Source organism: Bradyrhizobium sp. USDA 4354, assembly GCF_054060315.1.
In genome coordinates, this window is the sequence record NZ_JBSSDC010000001.1 from 2,417,138 (window position 1) to 2,433,800 (window position 16,663).

The 16,663-nt window shown below is 66.0% G+C and carries 15 protein-coding genes, 1 pseudogene and 1 riboswitch; of the genes and pseudogenes, 8 read left to right on the top strand and 8 right to left on the bottom strand.

Annotated elements, in window-relative coordinates; translation table 11 throughout:
• Together ACVIIV_RS11315 and ACVIIV_RS11320 are read right to left on the bottom strand one after the other, a co-directional pair.
• Positions 1–891 carry an NAD(P)-dependent oxidoreductase gene (locus ACVIIV_RS11315; protein WP_456744260.1) on the bottom strand — a complete coding sequence of 297 codons (891 nt, stop codon included), beginning with the start codon at positions 889–891 and terminating at the stop codon, positions 1–3.
• Between the two features lie 127 nt (positions 892–1,018).
• Positions 1,019–1,402 (bottom strand): carboxymuconolactone decarboxylase family protein, encoded by a 384-nt coding sequence (locus ACVIIV_RS11320; RefSeq protein ID WP_028134137.1) that lies wholly within the window; start codon positions 1,400–1,402, stop codon positions 1,019–1,021.
• 168 nt (positions 1,403–1,570) lie between these two features.
• Here ACVIIV_RS11320 and ACVIIV_RS11325 point away from each other — a divergent pair.
• Positions 1,571–4,235: pseudogene (locus ACVIIV_RS11325) on the top strand (TIGR02302 family protein).
• A gap of 146 nt (positions 4,236–4,381) precedes the next feature.
• Here the strand turns inward: ACVIIV_RS11325 and ACVIIV_RS11330 are convergent.
• A complete protein-coding gene (locus ACVIIV_RS11330) occupies positions 4,382–4,768 on the bottom strand; it encodes a response regulator (protein ID WP_456744261.1) in 387 nt (128 codons plus the stop codon).
• Positions 4,769–4,806: 38 nt separating this feature from the next.
• On the bottom strand, positions 4,807–5,685 hold the full coding sequence (locus ACVIIV_RS11335) for an MJ0042-type zinc finger domain-containing protein (protein ID WP_456744262.1): 879 nt from the start codon (positions 5,683–5,685) through the stop codon (positions 4,807–4,809).
• 192 nt (positions 5,686–5,877) lie between these two features.
• Here ACVIIV_RS11335 and ftsE point away from each other — a divergent pair, with 192 nt between their 5' ends.
• From ftsE to ACVIIV_RS11355, 4 genes are all read left to right on the top strand, one after another.
• Positions 5,878–6,537 carry a cell division ATP-binding protein FtsE gene (gene ftsE, locus ACVIIV_RS11340; protein ID WP_456744263.1) on the top strand — a complete coding sequence of 220 codons (660 nt, stop codon included), beginning with the start codon at positions 5,878–5,880 and terminating at the stop codon, positions 6,535–6,537.
• Positions 6,530–7,498 carry a cell division protein FtsX gene (locus tag ACVIIV_RS11345; protein ID WP_456744264.1) on the top strand — a complete coding sequence of 323 codons (969 nt, stop codon included), beginning with the start codon at positions 6,530–6,532 and terminating at the stop codon, positions 7,496–7,498. The genes ftsE and ACVIIV_RS11345 overlap by 8 nt, the downstream gene beginning before the upstream one ends.
• A gap of 324 nt (positions 7,499–7,822) precedes the next feature.
• Entirely contained in the window at positions 7,823–8,527 is a 705-nt protein-coding gene (locus tag ACVIIV_RS11350) for a YdcF family protein (RefSeq protein ID WP_456744265.1), read from the top strand.
• A 22-nt stretch (positions 8,528–8,549) separates the two neighbouring features.
• Entirely contained in the window at positions 8,550–9,323 is a 774-nt protein-coding gene (locus tag ACVIIV_RS11355) for a lysophospholipid acyltransferase family protein (protein ID WP_456744266.1), read from the top strand.
• Positions 9,324–9,419: 96 nt separating this feature from the next.
• On the opposite strand, the gene ACVIIV_RS11360 is transcribed toward ACVIIV_RS11355, so the two are convergent.
• A complete protein-coding gene (locus ACVIIV_RS11360) occupies positions 9,420–10,031 on the bottom strand; it encodes a gamma-glutamylcyclotransferase (RefSeq protein WP_456744267.1) in 612 nt (203 codons plus the stop codon).
• Positions 10,032–10,141: 110 nt separating this feature from the next.
• On the opposite strand from ACVIIV_RS11360, the gene ACVIIV_RS11365 reads away from it, so the two are divergent.
• Positions 10,142–11,326, top strand: coding sequence for a DUF2125 domain-containing protein (locus ACVIIV_RS11365; protein WP_456744268.1), 1,185 nt, complete (start codon positions 10,142–10,144; stop codon positions 11,324–11,326).
• A gap of 110 nt (positions 11,327–11,436) precedes the next feature.
• Here the strand turns inward: ACVIIV_RS11365 and ACVIIV_RS11370 are convergent, their stop codons facing one another.
• From ACVIIV_RS11370 to ACVIIV_RS11380, 3 genes are read right to left on the bottom strand one after another with little or no spacing between them, the layout of a single operon-like run.
• The gene (locus tag ACVIIV_RS11370; protein ID WP_456744269.1) at positions 11,437–12,372 is read right to left on the bottom strand and encodes a prephenate/arogenate dehydrogenase family protein; all 936 of its coding nucleotides are present in this window, start codon (positions 12,370–12,372) and stop codon (positions 11,437–11,439) included.
• Positions 12,369–13,466: a histidinol-phosphate transaminase gene (hisC, locus tag ACVIIV_RS11375; protein ID WP_456744270.1), complete on the bottom strand. Its 1,098-nt coding sequence runs from the start codon at positions 13,464–13,466 to the stop codon at positions 12,369–12,371. The genes ACVIIV_RS11370 and hisC overlap by 4 nt, the downstream gene beginning before the upstream one ends.
• 33 nt (positions 13,467–13,499) lie before the next feature.
• Complete coding sequence (locus tag ACVIIV_RS11380) at positions 13,500–14,348, bottom strand: chorismate mutase (RefSeq protein WP_456744271.1); 849 nt, start codon at positions 14,346–14,348, stop codon at positions 13,500–13,502.
• 221 nt (positions 14,349–14,569) lie between these two features.
• A riboswitch (SAM riboswitch) is annotated at positions 14,570–14,649 on the top strand.
• 94 nt (positions 14,650–14,743) lie between these two features.
• Between ACVIIV_RS11380 and metX the strand changes: the two genes are divergently transcribed.
• On the top strand, positions 14,744–15,946 hold the full coding sequence (gene metX / locus ACVIIV_RS11385) for a homoserine O-acetyltransferase MetX (protein WP_456748706.1): 1,203 nt from the start codon (positions 14,744–14,746) through the stop codon (positions 15,944–15,946).
• A gap of 2 nt (positions 15,947–15,948) precedes the next feature.
• Positions 15,949–16,611 (top strand): methionine biosynthesis protein MetW, encoded by a 663-nt coding sequence (metW, locus tag ACVIIV_RS11390; protein ID WP_456744272.1) that lies wholly within the window; start codon positions 15,949–15,951, stop codon positions 16,609–16,611.
• Positions 16,612–16,663 lie beyond the last annotated feature (52 nt).

Here is a 16,663-nt window from a genome sequence, read left to right on the forward strand (position 1 = left end):
TTATTTCGCCCCGCCGACCACAACGCCCGCCTTCCTCTCGATCGGCTTGATCGCCGCGGTAAAATCGGACTCGGCGCCTTCCGCGCTGATCACCGTTTCCCACAACCGCCCGACGGCATCCGCAACTTCCATCGACAAGCCGAGCTGCTTCATCTCCTCCAGCGCCAGCCGCACGTCCTTCACCATCAGCCCCGTGGCGAAGCCGAAGTCGAAGGTGCGTGGCAGCACCGCGCGCGGAAACTTGTCGCGGCTCGCGGTGTTCATGCCGGAGCCCGCGTTGATGACGTCGATCATTACGGCGGGATCGAGCCCGGCCTTGACGCCCATGACCACCGCTTCCGACGTCGCCACGATCGCGGTGGCCGAGAGGAAATTGTTGGCGAGCTTCATGGTCTGCGCCGCGCCGGGCTTCTCGCCGATGAAGAACAGTTTTCCGATCACGTCGAGCGCGGGCTTCAGCAGCTCGAACTCGGCTTTCGGGCCCGACACCATCACCGCAAGCGTGCCCTTCTCGGCGCCGCCGACGCCGCCGGAGACGGGACAATCGATCTGCACGATGCCGCGCTTGGCGAGCAGGCCGTGAATCTTCGCGGCCATCGCCGAGCCGACGGTCGAGAGGTCGACGAAACGTTTGACGCGCTTGCCCTCGATCACGCCGTTGGCGGCGGTGGCAACGTCCCGGGAAGCCTGCAGCGAGGGCAGGCTCGCCATCACGGTCTCGACCTGGTCGGCGACGTCCTTCGGCGAAGACGCCGCAGTCGCCCCGCGCGCAACCAGCTTGTCCATGGCCTCCTTGCGCGTGTCGAACACGACGAGCTTGTGTCCCGCCTCGATCAGTCGCCGCGCCATCGGGAAGCCCATGTTTCCGAGGCCGGTGAATCCGATGTCCATGGTGTCATCTCCTTCCGTCGTCATTGCGAGCGCAGCGAAGCAACCCAGTTTGTCTCCGCGGAGGGATTCTGGATTGCTTCGCTGCGCTCGCAATGACGGTGCACTACGTTGAATGCTGTTTGTGGCTTCACGCCTTCCCGTCGATCTCCGCGAACACCTCGCGCGCGATGCGGAAGCTGTCGACCGCGGCGGGCATGCCGCCATAGATCGCGACCTGCATCAGGATCTCGCGGATCTCCTCGCGCGTGACACCATTGGTCAGAGCGCCCTTCAGGTGCGCGCGAAACTCGTGCTGGCGGTTGAGGATCGCGATCATGGCGATGTTGAGCATGCTGCGGGTCTTGCGCGGCAGCTCCTCGCGGCCCCACACCGTGCCCCAGCAATATTCGTTGAGCATCTCCTGGAACGGACGGTTGAAATCGTCGACGTTCTTCAGGGCGTTGTTGACATAGGCCTCGCCCAGCACCGCTTTGCGGACCTCCAGGCCTTTGTCGTGCATCTTCTTGTCCATGACGTTTCCTTCGTTCCCTCGGGGATGGCGCGCGGAAATTACGGGGTTGCACCGGGCCAGTCACGTCCTCGTGTTATGCGGGAAAAGGAGGCTCTCCCGTACAGGAACGGATGCCTCAGTGCTGCCGTTGTGATAGGCTCTTCTCTACCGGGCAACCTGGAGAGTTGATTGAACGGCGTCACCCCCGGCCCGTCAGACCCGATCCGCAACAGTGATGCGCTGTCGCGGCTGAAGCTGGCGCAGGCCCTTGATCGGGCTACTTATGCCATCGCGTGGGAGCGTGCCTGGCCCAATGTGGCGCGCCTTCTGACCGTCGTCGGCCTGTTCCTGGTGGTGTCCTGGGCCGGCCTCTGGCTTGCCGTCCCGTTCGTTGCCCGGGCCGTCGGCCTTGGCCTCTTCGCCGCGATCGCGGCCGTCGCCCTGTTCCCGTTGATTCGCTTCCGCTGGCCGAGCCGCGAGGAAGCGCTCGCCCGGCTCGACCGCGGCTCCGGCATCCGTCACCGCCCGGCCACCACGCTCACGGACACGCTGACCTCGCAGGACCCGGTCGCGCAGGCGCTGTGGCAGGCGCAGCGCGAGCGGACGCTGGCCTCCATCAAGCGCATCCGCGCCGGTCTGCCGCATCCGCGTCTCGCGCTTCACGATCCCTGGGCGCTGCGTGCCCTCGTCATGGTGATGCTGGTTGCCACCTTCTTCGCCGCGGGTGACGAGCGTGCGATGCGCCTTGGCGCCGCCTTCGACTGGAACGGGGTGCTGGCGCCGACCAATGTTCGCGTCGATGCCTGGGTCACGCCGCCGCTCTATACCGGCAAGCCGCCGGTCATCCTGTCGGCCGCCAACAAGGAGGCTGCCGCGTTGCCCGCCAGCGGTCCGCTCGCCGTTCCCGCCGGCTCGACCCTGATCGTGCGCTCCTCCGGCGGCAACCTGGATGTCGCCGTCTCCGGCGGCCTCAAGGAGGTCGCCCCCACTGAAGCCAGCCCCAAGGGGACCAATGAGCGGCATTTCGCCATTTCCGGCGACGGCACCGCGCATGTCCGCGCGCCCTCCGGCCAGCCGCAATGGGCCTTTGCGGCCACGCCGGATCGTCCGCCGACGATCGCGCTCGCCAAGGACCCGGAGCGCCAGGCGCGCGGCGCGCTCCAGCTCTCCTACAAGATCGAGGACGATTACGGCGTCACCGGCGCCGAGGTGAAATTCGCCCCGCGGTCGACCGATGCCCGGGACGGTGCCAAAGACAGCGCCAAGGATGGTGCGAAGACCGCTGCCGGTGATGGCGACACCAGGACGGCGCCGCGGCCGCTGTTCCAGCCGCCGCAATTCCCGCTCGCGCTGCCGAATGCGCGAACCCGCAACGGCGTCGGACAGTCGGTGAAGGATCTCAGCGAGGATCCCTATGCCGGCGCCGAGGTCACGCTGATCCTCACGGCCAAGGACGAGGCCGGCAATGAGGCCGCAAGCGAAACCGTTCAACATGCGCCTGCCCGAACGGCTCTTCACCAAGCCGCTGGCACGTGCACTGATCGAGCAGCGCCGCATTCTCGCGCTCGACGCCAACAAGAATTCCGACGTCTATGCCGCGCTCGACGCGCTGATGATCGCGCCCGAAATGTTCACGCCGGAGCCCGGACAATATCTCGGCCTGCACAGCGTGGCCCGACAGCTCGAGGCCGCGCGCACCGATGAGGCCCTGCGCGAGGTCGTCGCAAGTCTGTGGGCGCTTGCGGTGACGATCGAAGATGGCAAGATCTCCGACGTCGAGAAGGCGTTGCGCGCGGCTCAGGACGCGCTGAAGCAGGCGCTGGAGCGCGGCGCGAGCGATGAAGAGATCAAGAAGCTGACGCAGGATCTGCGTCAGGCGCTGAACGATTTCATGCGCCAGCTCGCCGAGCAGTTCCGCAACAACAATGATCCGCAGCAGCTGGCGCGGCCGCTCGACCCGAATACCAAGGTCCTGCGCCAGCAGGATCTGCAGAACATGATCGACCGGATGGAGCGCCTGTCGCGCTCCGGCGACAAGGATGCCGCCAAGCAGTTGCTCGAACAGCTCCAGCAGATGTTGGAAGGCCTCCAGATGGCGCAGCCGGGGCAGTCCGGCGAGAGCGACATGGAGCAGGCGCTCAACGAGCTCGGCGACATGATCCGCAAGCAGCAGCAATTGCGCGACAAGACCTTCAAGCAGGGCCAGGATTCCCGGCGCGACCGCTCGCGCGGCAAGCAGCAGCAGGGCGATCAGTCCATGTCGGAGCTGCAGCAGGACCAGCAGGGGCTGCGCGACCGCCTGAAGAAGCTGCAGGACGAGCTTGCCAAGCGCGGCCTCACGCAGAAGGGGGAAAAGGGGCAGAAAGGCCAACAGGGCCAGAAGGGCCAGCAAGGCGACCAGGGCCAGCCTGGCCAGAACGGCGATCAGGACGGCGACCAGGGCGATGACGACGGCAGTCTGGATGCAGCCGACGGTGCCATGGGCGATGCGGGATCAAAGCTCGGCGAGGGCAATGCCGACGGGGCCGTGGATTCGCAGGGCAAGGCGCTCGACGCGATGCGCAAGGGTGCGCAGAAAATGGCCGAGGCGATGCAGCAGGGCGATGGTGACGGCCAGGGCGACGGCCCCGGCCAGCGCGCCGGCCGTCAGCAGAGCGGTGGCAACCAGACCGATCCGCTGGGCCGTCCGCTGCATGGGCGCGAATATGGCGACGATTACACGGTCAAGATTCCCGGCGAGATCGACACCCAGCGTGTCCGCCGCATTCTCGAAGAGCTCCGCCGTCGCCTCGGCGATCCTTCGCGGCCGCAGATCGAGCTCGACTATCTCGAGCGTCTGCTGAAGGAGTTTTGAGCGGCACTCTCAGTGTCATCGCCCGGCCTTGACCGGGCGATCCAGTACTCCGAGACGGCGGTGCTTGAATCGAGAAGCCGCGGAGTACTGGATGCCCCCGTGCGCAATTGCGCACTAGGCGGGGCATGACAGCGGCAAGTGTGTGGCTATCGCCGCCGCTGACCCTTCCTCGCCGCCAGCGCATCGGCTACCGCCGTGCGGATGTCCGCGACCGAGAAAGGCTTGGTCACGACGTCATACACCAGCGCATTCAGGTTGGAGGCGCGCTCACGCTGGTCGGCAAAGCCGGTCATCAGCAAGATGGTCAGATCAGGGAAATCGCGCGCGGCGGAGAGCGCCAGCGCGATGCCGTCCATGACCGGCATCTGGATGTCGGTGAGCAACAGGTCGAAGGCGCCGTCCTCGCGGGTCAGGATCTCCAGCGCCTCGGCGCCGTCCTGGGCGGTGACGGTCTCGTGGCCGTCCATGGCGATGGCGCGCGCCACCAGCGTGCGCATCGAATCCTCGTCGTCGGCGATCAAGATTTTCGGCATGAGACCAACCTTGGGATCAACCTCCGCTGCGGGGTCGATTATACGCTGCCGCCGGCGATGTCGCGCCGGTTGAAGAAACGAACGTCGATATTGCGGCCCTCCGGCGGCGGCGAGGCCAGGCGCGAGCGGAAGAAGGCGCGCTCGCCGGGCCGCAGCACGGTCTGTTCCAGCACCGTATTCCAGGCGTAGATCTCCGCGCCCTGCGCGTCACGTACGGCAAAGCGCAGCCTGGGGATGTCGAGCGGCTTCTTGCCCTCGCCGACGATCACACCTTCGATCACCAGCACCTGCTTACCGTCCACGGTCTCGCTGGAGAGCTTGACGTCCTTGAAGGCGAGGCCCCGCAGGTTCACCTCGACCCCGACCATCTTGTAGAACGCCGCGGTCTGCGGCAGCAGCCGCACCACGTCGCCGCGCCAGATCACCAGTGCCAGCACCAGCGCGCCCATCGCGGCGCAGGCCGTCGGCAGGCCAAAACAGGATTTGCGCGGAGCCGTGGTGGCGACCGGACGGCTCACCCGCGCGCCGCGGCGGCGGAACAGGCCGCGGAACCAGGATTGGTGCTGTGCGCCGGCGGCCTCCTCCTCGGCCTGCCGGGCCGCCGCTGACCATTCGTCCTCGGTTTCGCGGGCCTCCTCATCCGGCCAGTCGCTGGCGATCGAGGGGCTGTCGACGACGGGCGCCTCAGTGGTGCCGTTGTCCTTGGCATAGGAGTTCCATTGCTCGGCGAGATCGGACTGGTCGTCGGCTCGGCTGGCTGCGGCCATGGCCGGAACGGAGGCCTCCTCGATGGCATCCTCGGCATGGGCGATCCAGGTCTCCTTGCAGCGGGAGCAGCGGACCGCCCGTCCGTTCGCCCCAAGGCTCGCGAGCTTGATGGCGTAGGATGTCATACAATGGGGGCAGACGATATGCATGGACGAGCCTTGATGCATGAACGAAGGTCTTGGACTGGTCTTGACGATGCCACGGTCGCGGAGAACCGGGCGTCCTTTACGCTACAGGGCGACCGTTAACGAACCGGAAACCATAACGGCGGCAAAACCCGTTGATCGCGCATGGCGGAACGTCGCAGTGCGACCCGCGCCCCCTCTCGAACGGAGCTGAGCTTGGTTCGGTTCGAAAATGTCGGATTGCGTTACGGTCTGGGGCCGGAGATCCTGCGCGATCTCAGCTTCCAGATCCCGGCGCATTCCTTCCAGTTTCTCACCGGACCGTCCGGTGCCGGCAAGACCTCCCTGTTGCGCCTGTTGTTCCTGTCGCATCGGCCGACGCGGGGCCTCGTCAATCTGTTCGGCCACGACATCTCGCAGCTCAGCAAGGACGAGATCGCGGACCTGCGCAAGCGCATCGGCATCGTGCTCCAGGATTTCCGCCTGCTCGACCACATGACGACCTATGAGAACGTCGCGCTGCCGTTCCGCGTCATGGGCCGCAGCGAGTCGAGCTACCGCAAGGAGGTGATCGACCTGTTGCGCTGGGTCGGCCTCGGCGATCGCATGGACGCGCTGCCGCCGATCCTGTCGGGCGGCGAGAAGCAGCGCGCGGCGATCGCGCGCGCCGTGATCTCGCGGCCGCAACTGCTGCTCGCGGACGAGCCGACCGGCAGCGTCGATCCGACGCTCGGCCGCCGCCTGCTGCGGCTCTTCATCGAGCTCAACAAATCAGGCACCGCCGTGATCATCGCCACCCACGACATCGGCCTGATGGACCAGTACGAGGCGCGACGCCTGGTGCTGCACCAGGGGCGGTTGCACGTCTATGAGTAGGACCGACGAGCGCGGCGTGCTGGTCGACCTCGGACAGGAGCGTCCGCAGCTTCCGGCGAAGGCGCGCAACATGTCTCCGATCGTGCCGCGCGCCTCGATCCACGGCAGAGCGCTGGTCGCCGTGGTCGCCATCATGACCTTTCTCGCCTCGATGGCCACGGGCACGGTGCTGCTGGTGAGCGCCTCCGCCGCCGAATGGCAGTCGGACGTCGCGAGCGAAATCACCATCCAGGTTCGTCCGCAGACCGGCCGTGATCTCGAGCGCGATACCGCAGCCGTGACGGAGGCGATGCGCGCGCAAGCCGGCATCGTCGAGGTCAAGCCGTTCACCAGGGAGGAGAGCGGCAAGCTGCTCGAGCCCTGGCTCGGCACCGGCCTGTCGATGGACGATCTGCCGGTGCCGCGCATGATCATCGCGCGCGTGCAGCCGGGCACGCCGCTCGATCTCGGCGCCTTGCGCGCGCGCGTGACGCAGGTCGCGCCGGGCGCCAGCGTCGACGATCACCGCGCCTGGATCGAGCGCATGCGCTTGATGACGAACGCCACCGTGCTGGCCGGCCTCGGCATCCTCGCGCTCGTCATCATCGCCACGATCATCTCGGTTTCGTTCGCGACCCGCGGCGCCATGGCGGCGAACCGTCCGATCGTCGAGGTCCTGCATTTCGTCGGCGCCGGCGACCGCTACATCGCCAATCACTTCCTGCGTCATTTCCTCAGGCTGGGCCTGGAGGGCGGCGTGATCGGCGGGAGCGCCGCCATGCTGGTGTTCGGCTTCTCCGAGTCCATCGCAGGCTGGTTTTCCGGTACCCCCGTTGGCGACCAGTTCGCCGCGCTGCTCGGCACCTTCTCGCTGCGGCCGTCCGGCTACATCGTTCTCGCGGTCCAGGCCGTGCTGATCGGCGCCATCACGGCGGTCGCCTCACGTCAGACGCTGTTCGCGACATTGAATGATGTTGATTGAGCTCTTTTCTTTCCTTCTCCCCTTGCGGGAGAAGGTGGCATAGGAGGCCTTCGGCCTCCGTTCTTGAGAACGCCGAAGCGAAGCTTCGGCTATGGCGCCGGATGAGGGGTTGCTTCCGCAATTTCGCTGCAAGAGATTTGCGCGCGGAGAGAACCCCTCACCCGTCTCGCCGCTGTCGCGGCGAGCCACCCTCTCCCACAAGGGGAGAGGGTGGCTCGACTTTGCGACCTGACAGTTTCGTAGCGTTGATAAGCCTTTCAAACCGGACTCCACTTCGCCTCAAAACGTCATAAAATCATTCAGGGAAGGGATCACCGACATCGCATGACCGCGCCGACCGACGATCGATCGCCGAAACTGCCGCGCGGCTGGCTGCGCGCGACAATCGTGTCGATCATCGCGCTTGCCTTCGTCGGCGCGGCGGCGGGCTTCATTGCGTTCCTGGCGCAATTGCGCGGGGCCGAGAAGGTGCCCGATCGCAAGGCGGACGGCATCGTGGTCCTCACCGGCGGCTCCTCGCGGGTCTCGGATGCGATGGAGCTGCTCGCTGCCGGCTACGGCAGGCGGCTCCTGATCTCCGGCGTGCATCCGACCTCGACGGCGAGCGACATCTCCCGCACCTTGCCGGAGAACCAGTCCTTCATGACCTGCTGCGTCGATCTCGACCGCACCGCGCTCTCGACCCGCGGCAACGCGGCCGAGGCGCGGCGCTGGGCCGAGGGGCGCCGGTTCAAATCGCTGATCGTGGTCACCTCCAACTATCACATGCCGCGCGCGCTGGTGGAATTCTCGCATGCGATGCCACAGACGACGCTGATCCCGTTCGCGGTGGTCGGCGACAAATGGCGCGAGGAGCCGTGGTGGACCTCGGGCTCGACGCTGCGGCTGCTCCTGTCGGAATATGTCAAGTATATCGCGGCCGAGCTCAGGGTCCGGCTGGAGGATTTCGGGATTGACCTTTGGCCCGAGATGTCGGAGCAGCCTGCGGGTCAGCAGCCGAAGCGGCCCGCCACCGCACAGGCCAATTGATCTGCAATTGATCGGACCGTCGATGTTCCTGATTTTCCTGCGCTCGCTCGTGTTCAACGTGCTGTTCTATGCCGTGCTGGTGTGCCTTGCGATCGTGGCGCTGCCGACCTTCGCCTTGCCGCCGCGCGCGATGCTGACGGTGGGGGAATGGTGGGCCAAGGCAACGCTGGTCCTGATGCGCGTGGTCTGCAACATCAAGGTGGAATTCCGCGGCGTCGAGAACATCCCGCAAGGACCGCTGCTGATCGTGGCGAAGCATCAGTCGTTCTGGGAAACGTTCGTGCTACCGGGTTTCTTCAATCGGCCGATTTTCATCCTCAAGCGTCAGCTCATGCAGATCCCGGTGTTCGGTCAATTCCTGGTCAAGACCGGGATGATCGCGATCGATCGCAATGCCGGTGTGAAGGCGCTGCTCGACATGACGCGGCGGGCGCGCGAGGCGGTGCGCAGCGGCCGTCAGCTCGTCATCTTTCCGGAAGGCACGCGCCGTGCTCCCGGCGCGCCGCCCAACTACAAGACCGGCTTTGCACAGATCTATTCGTCCTGCGGCGTGCCGTGCCTGCCGATCGCGCTCAACTCCGGCCTGTTCTGGCCGCGCCGCACCTTCATGCGCTATCCCGGCACGCTGGTGGTGGAGTTTCTCGAACCGTTGCCGGCGGGTCTGCCGAAGGACGAGTTTCTCTCCCGCGTGCAAACGGTCATCGAAGACGCGACCGGGCGCCTCGTCGAAGCGGGGCGGACAGAGCAGGAGCAGTTGATCGGCAGCGCGCCAAGCTACGCGCCGACCGGCGGCTAAAGCATGATCCGCAAAAGACGAAGCGGTTTTCCGGAAAGATCATGCGTGGACAACAACCTAAACCGCGATGGCAATTCGTCCAAATCTTATCGCGCTTTAGCGGCTTTCGCTGTCTTCGCCCGGAGCCGGTGCGTGCAGCGAATGGGCATCACCATGCAGCATCAATGCAAGCTGATGCAGCTGCGTGTCGCGAAAACCTTCGGCCTCGATGGCCTTCACAGTTGCCGTCACGTAGTCGCGGTTGGCGCCGGACTGGCCGTGGCCCTGGATGACATGGCGGTGCTGCTCGGCGAGCGACAGCCGGCCGGCATATTGCGCATGGCCGCGATCGACGACATAGGCGAGCGCGGAGACGCGCTGGCGCGCATCGTTCTCCAGCCACACCGAGCGCATCACCTCGCGATAGACCGACGTGACCTGCTCGCGTGCGCGCAAATAGGCGACGACGTCGGCCCGGTTCTTATCGGCGACGCGGAAGGCGATGCCACGGCAGGCGCCGCCACGATCGAGGCCGAGCACCAGGCCGGGCTTTTCCGGCGTGCCGCGATGCACGAAGGAATAGACACAGAGCGCGCGATGCTCGCCGACCAGCCGCGCCGGGACGCGTTCCTCGAATTCGAAGCCCGGCCGCCACATCAGCGAGCCGTAGCCGAACACCCAGAGGTCGCCCTTGGCAGTGGTGACGGAGGGGAGGGAGATTTCGGACATTTCGGGAACGGCTACCAGAACCGCGGGCCCAGGCGAAGTGAATTCTCCGCCTTTCGTCGCAGACGGGCCTCGCTTACATTTGCCAGAATCTGGGGTCAAAGGATCGCCGCATGTCCAATATGACCGTTGCCCCAGGCCGCCGCTCCCGTTGGGGCCTTTTCATCGCCCCCGTCCTCGTCCTGATCCTCGCCGTCGCCTGGAGCTGCTTCTGGTTCTACGCCGCGTCGCAGGCCGAAATCGTCGCAGACGCCTGGCGGGCGCAGGAAGCCAAGTCCGGTCGAATCTATGATTGCGCCAAGCGCTCGATCGCGGGCTTCCCATTCCGCTTCGAGGTCCAGTGCTCCGGCGCCAGCGTCGCCCTGGTCTCGCAGAACGCGAGCAAGACGCCGTTCACGGCAAAGCTCGACAACATCCTGGTCTTGGCCCAGGTTTACGATCCCAAGCGCGTCATCGCCGAATTCTCTGCGCCGGCGACGCTGACCGATGGTGTCACGCAAAACACCTTTGTGGTGAACTGGAGCAAGGGCCGCGCCAGCGTGGCTGGCCTGCCGGCCGTACCGGACCGTGCTTCCATCGTGTTCGACGGTCCCAGCCTCAACCGTCTCGACGGCAGCGTGCAGGTGCCGCTTGCGCGCGCCAAGCAGGTCGAGCTGCACGGTCGCCTCGCCGACGGATCGCCGTCCGATCATCCCGTGATCGAGACCGTGCTCCATGTCGCGCAGGGCAGCATCCAGGGCGTGCATCCGCTGCTCGCCGAGCCGTTCGAGGCGGACACCCGCGCCAAGATCACCGGCCTCTCCGACCTCACGCCAAAGCCTTGGCCGCAGCGCTTCCGCGAGATCCAGGCTGCCGGCGGTCACATCGAGATCGTCCAGTCGCGCATCCAGCAGGGCGAGATGATCGCGGTTGCGGCCGGCACGCTCGGCCTCTCGGCCTCTGGCCGACTCGACGGCGAATTGCAGATGACGGTGACCGGCCTCGAGCGCGTGATCCCGGCGCTCGGCATCGAGAAGCTGTTGGAGGAGGGGGTGCCGCAGGCAACGCTCGACCGCGTCGCGCCCGGCGTGAAGTCGCAGGACCTCAACAATTTGTTCGGCGCGCTCGACCGCGCCGTGCCCGGCCTCGGCAAGGTCATCAAGCAGAACGCCAACGCCGGCGTTGCCGCCGGCATCAATTCGATCGGCACCGAGAGCACGCTGGAAGGCAAGAAGGCGAGAAGCTTCCCGCTGAAATTCGTCGACGGCGCCGTGCTGCTCGGCCCGGTCAAGGTCGGCGAGATTCCGCCGCTGTATTGATTCCCCCGTCATTGCGAGCGAAGCGAAGCAATCCAGACTTTCTCCGGAGAAACAGTCTGGATTGCTTCGTCGCTTCGCTCCTCGCAATGACGGAGGAGAGACGGGCGGAGCTACGGCTTCTTCAGCGCCGCATGCGGCCGGCCGAAATCGGGCGCGGCCGAATCCTGGCCGATCTCGACGATGCCGCGGCGGATGGCGCGGGTGCGGGTGAAGTGGTCGAACAGCGCATCGCCGTCGCCGCGGCGGATCGCGCGGGTGAGCTTGGCGAGATCTTCGGTGAAGGTGCCGAGCATTTCCAGCACGGCCTCCTTGTTGGCGAGAAAGACGTCGCGCCACATCGTCGGGTCGGACGCCGCGATGCGGGTGAAATCGCGAAAACCGCCGGCGGAGAATTTGATCACCTCCGATTCCGTCACCTGCGCCAGCTCGTCGGCGGTGCCGACGATGGTGTAGGCGATCAGATGCGGCAGATGGCTGGTGATCGCAAGCACGAGATCATGATGATCCGGCGTCATGACCTCGACCTTGGCCCCCATCGCCGCCCAGAAGGCGCGCAAGTGAGCGACGGCCTCGGTGTCGGTGCCCTCCGGCGGTGTGAGAATGCACCAGCGGTTGATGAAGAGCTCAGCGAAGCCGGAATCCGGACCCGAATGCTCGGTGCCCGCGACCGGGTGTGCGGGCACGAAATGGACGCCCTGGGGCAGATGCGGCGCCATGTCCCGGACCACCGCGCCCTTGACCGAGCCGACGTCAGACACGATCGCGCCCGGCTTCAGATGGCTGGCGATCTCCTGCGCGACCGGCCCGCAGGCACCGACGGGAATGCAGAGGATGACGAGATCGGCGTCCTTCACCGCCTCCGCATTGGTGGCCACGACCTGATCGACGATGCCGAGCTCGGCGACCCGCGCGCGCGTCTTCTCCGAGCGCGCGGTGGTGACGATCTCGCCGGCTAAGCCCTGGAGCTTCGCAGCGCGCGCGATCGAGCCGCCGATCAGGCCGAAGCCGATCAGCGCGACGCGCTGGAAGTGCGCGGTCGTGCTCATTTGCCGCCCATGAAGTCGCGCAAGCCCTCGACCACGAGGCGGTTGGCCTCCTCAGTGCCGATGGTCATGCGCAGCGCATGCGGCAGGCCGTAGTTCTTTAAGCCGCGCAGCACGAGGCCCCGCTTGGTCAGGAACGCGTCGGCGTCATCAGCGGTCCTGCCCTTGTCGGTCGGGAAGTGGATCAGCACGAAATTGGCGACGCTCGGCGTCACCTTCAGCCCGAGCTTGCCGATCTCCTCGGTGAGCCAGTTGCGCCAGGTCTCGGTGAACTGCTTCGACATCGCCTGGTGCGCGGTGTCCTCGATCGCGGCGACCGCGGCATACATCGCCGGCGTCGATACGTTGAAGGGACCGCGGATGCGGTTGACCGCGTCGATGATGTGCTCGGGCCCGAACATCCAGCCGATGCGCAGTGCCGCAAGGCCATGGATCTTGGAAAAGGTGTGCGTCACCACCGTGTTCTCGGTGGTGGCGACGAGCTCGATTCCCATCTCGTAGTCGTTGCGCGAGACGTAGTCGCAATAGGCGGCATCCAGCACCAGCAGCACGTGCGAGGGCAGGCCGGCGCGCAGCCGCTTGACCTCGTCGAATGGCAGATAGGTGCCAGTCGGGTTGTTCGGGTTGGCGAGCCAGACCAGCTTTGTCTTCGGCGTCACGGCCTTCAGGATGGCGTCGACATCAGCGGTGAGGTTGGTCTCCTGCGCGACGACGTTCCTGGCGCCGACCGCCATGGTCGCGATCGGGTAGACCAGGAAGCCGTGCGTGGTGGAGATCGCCTCGTCGCCCTGGCTGAGATAGGTATGGGCGAGCAGGTTGAGGATCTCGTCCGAGCCGGCGCCGCAGATGATGCGATTGGGATCGAGCCCGAAGGAGCGGCCGATCGCCTCGCGCAGCACCCGCGAGGTGCCTTCCGGATAGTCCTCCAGATGATCCGCCACGCGCTTGAACGCCTCGATCGCCTTGGGCGAGGGCCCGAACGGCGTCTCGTTGGCCGAGAGCTTGAACACCTTGCGGCCCGGCTCCGGCACCGGGCTCTTGCCGGGGGTATAGGGCGCAATATCGAGAATGCCGGGATTCGGCACGGGGCGGGACATCTTGGACTCCGGATAGGCTGGGCTGCTCGCGATTTACGATCTCGCCCCGGTCGGGGGCACCGTATAGCGCGTTGCGTGGCTGCCGACGAGGGCCGCGGAGCGGACCGAGGCCCCCGCCTCGATCAGGGCAGCCCTGATCTTGTCGATTCTGGTCGCGCCGGTGACCGAGACCAGCAGGGCCGCGCCGTCAAAGGCGGTGTCAGGCACCGCCACGATCTCGGCGAGCGGCGACAGCGCGCGCGCGACCTCGGCATTCCACCCGGATACGCGGACGCTGAAGGTCTCGACCTCCGTCACCAAAGCGCTGTCGGCGACCCGCGAAATCGCGAACACCGGCAGTGCCGCCGGATGGTCGGCGCGCTCGATGAAGGGCATCCGCGCGATGATCTTCGGCGCGCCATCCGCCTCCAGCTCCAGCCACCACGGCGTGCGGCTCGACGTCGCCGAGACCAGCGCCAGGTCGCCCTTGGATTTCGCCACCGCCTCGACCGCCGCCTGCGCGCTGAAATGGGCGACGTAAGGCACCGTGAAGCCAAAATGGAAGCGCGCGGAATCGCGCATCGCCGGCTCGCTCACCGAGATGTCGGCATGCACGGAGAACGGCGCCTGCACATAGGTGAAGGTCGAGATGATGACGCGCCAGATGCTCTCGACCGTGTCGAGCGGCAGGATGCCGCGATGACGCTGCACGATCTCGCGCATCATGGAAGCCTCGCGCGCAGGCCGGAACGCCGAGCCGACCTCCTGGGTCTGCTTCACCTGGATCAGGCGGTCGATGATGTCGCCGCGCTGCATCAGCAGGCGATGCATGCCCTCGTCGATCGCGTCGATCTCCTTGCGCAGTTCCTGGAGCGATGGTGGCGCGGGCGGACGTTGGGTCATGTCTGACTTGATTGTTGAAGCGCTTGGGCTGTTGAAGGACGTTCCGGTGCGGATCGGCAGGACAATTGGTAAGGCCGTCACCGCTGCGATCAATGTCCTGATTAGGCAGTCGGGGCGGCGAAAGCAAAGAGAAATGACGGCCCTTTCCGCGGGCAGCGCGGGAGGCGAATTGGCCCGATCCGGGCCGCGACTTGACGAAAACCGCCCAAGACGGTAGCTTTTGCCTGTTCCGTGGTCATTTGAGCCGGCCGGCTTGCAGCCACGTTAAAAAATTCGCTAAACAGGCCGGGGACGCTTCCGATCCCGGCCGAACCTATCGTTCAGGCCGGGTTTTTCATGGCCTGATGTCAGCGGCGCGGTCGAGCAGCCAGTCGCAAACGAGGTCGATGTCCGAGATGGGTAGCGTCAAGTCGATACCGAGTCCTGCGATCAGCGCCGACGAACGGTCGCACGAGGTGGATCATCCAAGCTCGCCGGTCGCGCATTTCGGCGCCGAGCAGCCGCTGCGGCTCGATTGCGGCGTCGATCTCTCCCCGTTCCAGATCGCCTACCAGACCTATGGCGAGCTCAACGCCGATCGCTCCAACGCCGTGCTGATCTGCCATGCGCTGACCGGCGACCAGCATGTCGCCAATGTGCATCCCGTCACCGGCAAGCCCGGCTGGTGGGAGACGCTGGTCGGCCCCGGCCGTCCCATCGATCCCAAGCACTACTTCATCATCTGCTCCAACGTGATCGGCGGCTGCATGGGCTCGACCGGGCCGGCATCGATCAATCCCGCCACCGGCAAGGTCTGGGGCCTGGATTTCCCCGTCATCACCATCCCGGACATGGTGCGCGCGCAGGCGATGCTGATCGACCGGCTCGGCATCGACACGCTGTTTGCCGTCGTCGGCGGCTCGATGGGCGGCATGCAGGTGCTGCAATGGACCGCGGCCTATCCTGCCCGCGTGTTCTCTGCGCTCGCGATCGCCTGCGCGACGCGGCACTCGGCGCAGAACATCGCCTTCCACGAGCTCGGCCGCCAGGCCGTGATGGCCGATCCCGACTGGCACGGTGGCGGCTATGCCGATCGCGGCATCCATCCGCATCGCGGGCTCGCGGTGGCGCGGATGGCGGCGCACATCACCTATCTCTCGGATGCGGCGCTGCATCGCAAGTTCGGCCGCCGCATGCAGGACCGCGAGCTGCCGACCTTCTCGTTCGACGCGGATTTTCAGGTCGAATCCTATCTGCGTTACCAGGGCTCGTCCTTCGTCGAGCGCTTCGACGCCAACTCCTATCTCTATCTGACCCGCGCGATGGACTATTTCGATATCGCTGCCGACCATGGCGGCGTGCTGGCGAAGGCGTTCGCGGGAATCAAGACCCGCTTCTGCGTGGTCTCCTTCACCAGCGACTGGCTGTTCCCGACTTCGGAATCGCGCGCGCTGGTGCACGCGCTGAACGCATCGAGCGCACGGGTGTCCTTTGCCGAGATCGAGACCGATCGCGGTCACGATGCCTTCCTGCTCGACGTGCCCGAATTCTTCGACATCTCCCGCGCGTTCCTGCAATCGGCAGGCAAGGCGCGCGGGCTCACCCTTGAGGACCGCTAGCGATGTCTGCCCAGGAAGTGCTGCCCCTGAACGGCGTTGCGACCGGGCCGTCGGGTCGGTTTCGCGCCGATCATCTGCTGGTGGCCGAGATGGTCAAGCCGGGCTCGAAAGTGCTCGACGTCGGCTGCGGCGAGGGTGATCTGCTTCAGCTGCTGGAGACCCGCGGCATCGACGGCCGCGGCATCGAGCTGTCGCGCGAGGGCGTCAACCGCTGCGTCGCCAAGGGGCTTGCGGTGGTGCAGGGCGATGCCGACACCGATCTCGTCAACTATCCCGACGATGCCTTCGACTACGTGATCCTGTCGCAGACGCTGCAGGCGACGCGGCAGCCGAGGGTCGTGCTGGAGAACCTGCTGCGCATCGGCCGCCGCGCCATCGTGTCGTTCCCGAATTTCGGCTTCTGGAAGATGCGGCTCCAGCTCCTGATCGGCGGCCACATGCCGCGCACGGAGAATCTGCCGGCGACCTGGTACGACACCGCCAACATCCATTTCTGCACCATCAAGGATTTCGTGCAGCTCTGTGACGAGATCAACGTCAAGATGGAGCGCTCGGTCGCGCTCGATCTCTACGGCCGTCCCGTGCCGCTGAACCTGCCCTGGTGGGTGTGGAACATGTTCGGCGAGCAGGCGGTGTTCTTGCTGAGCCGCGGCGGGGGGAAGTAGTTCCTCCGTCATTGCGAGGAGCTCTTGCGACGAAGCAATCCAGACTGTCCCC

Coding starts and splice junctions, on each gene's coding strand:
- ACVIIV_RS11315 (WP_456744260.1), bottom strand. CDS start 891: ATGGACATCGGATTCACCGGCCTCGGAAACATGGGCTTCCCGATGGCG.
- ACVIIV_RS11320 (WP_028134137.1), bottom strand. CDS start 1,402: ATGGACAAGAAGATGCACGACAAAGGCCTGGAGGTCCGCAAAGCGGTG.
- ACVIIV_RS11330 (WP_456744261.1), bottom strand. CDS start 4,768: ATGCCGAAAATCTTGATCGCCGACGACGAGGATTCGATGCGCACGCTG.
- ACVIIV_RS11335 (WP_456744262.1), bottom strand. CDS start 5,685: ATGCATATCGTCTGCCCCCATTGTATGACATCCTACGCCATCAAGCTC.
- ACVIIV_RS11345 (WP_456744264.1), top strand. CDS start 6,530: ATGAGTAGGACCGACGAGCGCGGCGTGCTGGTCGACCTCGGACAGGAG.
- ACVIIV_RS11350 (WP_456744265.1), top strand. CDS start 7,823: ATGACCGCGCCGACCGACGATCGATCGCCGAAACTGCCGCGCGGCTGG.
- ACVIIV_RS11355 (WP_456744266.1), top strand. CDS start 8,550: ATGTTCCTGATTTTCCTGCGCTCGCTCGTGTTCAACGTGCTGTTCTAT.
- ACVIIV_RS11360 (WP_456744267.1), bottom strand. CDS start 10,031: ATGTCCGAAATCTCCCTCCCCTCCGTCACCACTGCCAAGGGCGACCTC.
- ACVIIV_RS11365 (WP_456744268.1), top strand. CDS start 10,142: ATGTCCAATATGACCGTTGCCCCAGGCCGCCGCTCCCGTTGGGGCCTT.
- ACVIIV_RS11370 (WP_456744269.1), bottom strand. CDS start 12,372: ATGAGCACGACCGCGCACTTCCAGCGCGTCGCGCTGATCGGCTTCGGC.
- hisC (WP_456744270.1), bottom strand. CDS start 13,466: ATGTCCCGCCCCGTGCCGAATCCCGGCATTCTCGATATTGCGCCCTAT.
- ACVIIV_RS11380 (WP_456744271.1), bottom strand. CDS start 14,348: ATGACCCAACGTCCGCCCGCGCCACCATCGCTCCAGGAACTGCGCAAG.
- metX (WP_456748706.1), top strand. CDS start 14,744: ATGGGTAGCGTCAAGTCGATACCGAGTCCTGCGATCAGCGCCGACGAA.
- metW (WP_456744272.1), top strand. CDS start 15,949: ATGTCTGCCCAGGAAGTGCTGCCCCTGAACGGCGTTGCGACCGGGCCG.